We start from the raw sequence: 1,368 nt of genomic DNA on the forward strand, positions 1-1,368 counted from the left end.
GCCGAGTATCTTACTTCTAATTACGAGATTAATGATGTCTTGAAAATGCTTGAAAACTACACATGCAAAATTATGGAGTCCGACTCCTGTTATGTGTACCTGGTCGATGAAAAGACCAGAACGATTATGGACACAATAAAACACAAAGAGACTGAGTTAGTTGAAGCCGCCCTTAATGACGAAGTTGTAATGAGAATAATGGACAACAAGAAGCTCTTTGTTTCAAATTTCGATGATGTGCTTTTTGAAAAGCTCTTTAAGAGCATTCGAAATACCGAGACAATTGTTTGTGACCCAGTCTCAGTAAGATCTCACCACACCGCCTTGTTTCAGGTAGGCTATCGTAAATTCTATGAGCCAACTGAAAAGCAGAAAAAGATATTTCATACGCTTTCGAGGCAGGTCGCCCTTGCAATAGACAATACCAGGCTTATGGGGAGTTCGGTGTTGCTTCAGGAAAGCCACCACAGGATAAAGAATAATCTTCAGACCATTGTAAGTCTTATAAATATCCAGAAGAGGAGTTTGGATAAAAAGACAGGCAGCGAAGTCGAGGATCTTCTGGACAATGTTGTTTCCAGGGTGAAAAGTATCGCCGCCGTTCATGATCTTCTTTCTCACGACGAGCTTGGTAGAAGTATAATAAACCTGAAGAGTCTGGTAGATACTATTGTGCGTTTCAACATAGTAGATGGTACTCTTCAGGTAAGGAAAGATCTCGATGACATCTTTATTCCATACGACAAAGCAAGCGGGATCTCGCTGACGATAAGCGAATTGATAAACAACTGCGTGAAACACGCTTTCAAAGATTTAGAGAACGGTTTAATATCGATTTCCTGCAAGAGCTTTGACGATAATGTGGAAATAATCGTCGAGGATAATGGTACGGGATTTCCCAATAGATCCTTCTCCGAAAAAGACGAAAAACTGGGGCTTTCTCTAGCGAGATCTATCGTTGAAAATCAGTTCGACGGTACTCTTGAAATCGCCTCGGAAAAAGGAGCAAGAGTAAAGATCCTGATTCCAAAAGAGAGCCTTTTGCTAACGAGAGGCTCATAAAAGAATATTAGCAATTATGCGCTAAACCTAGCCGAAAGGGGAGTCAGTTCCTATGGACAATTCTTTAAATATACTAATCGCAGAAGACGAGTACATAGTCCTGAGAGGGCTCAAAGAAACACTTATCGGCCTCGGTCATAACGTTATAGGAGAGGCTATGGATGGCGAAACCTTCGTAAAACTAGCACTTGAAAAGGATCCGGATTTACTGATCGTAGATATTAACCTTCCAGCGCTTAGCGGAATCGAAGCGATTGAGAGAATAGGAAAAGTAAAACTCGTACCCTCGATAATCGTTACTGGTTA

2 protein-coding genes are annotated in these 1,368 nt (G+C 41.2%); both read left to right on the forward strand.

What is annotated here, in order from left to right:
- On the forward strand, positions 1-1,062 hold a 1,062-nt coding region (locus BG32_RS03670; RefSeq protein WP_147434817.1), incomplete at its 5' end, for a sensor histidine kinase.
- A 52-nt stretch (positions 1,063-1,114) separates the two neighbouring features.
- A partial coding sequence (locus BG32_RS03675; protein WP_121526397.1) for an ANTAR domain-containing response regulator occupies positions 1,115-1,368 on the forward strand: 254 nt, incomplete at its 3' end.

The organism is Mesotoga sp. HF07.pep.5.2.highcov (assembly GCF_003666285.1).
Classification (GTDB): Bacteria; Thermotogota; Thermotogae; order Petrotogales; family Kosmotogaceae; genus Mesotoga; species Mesotoga prima.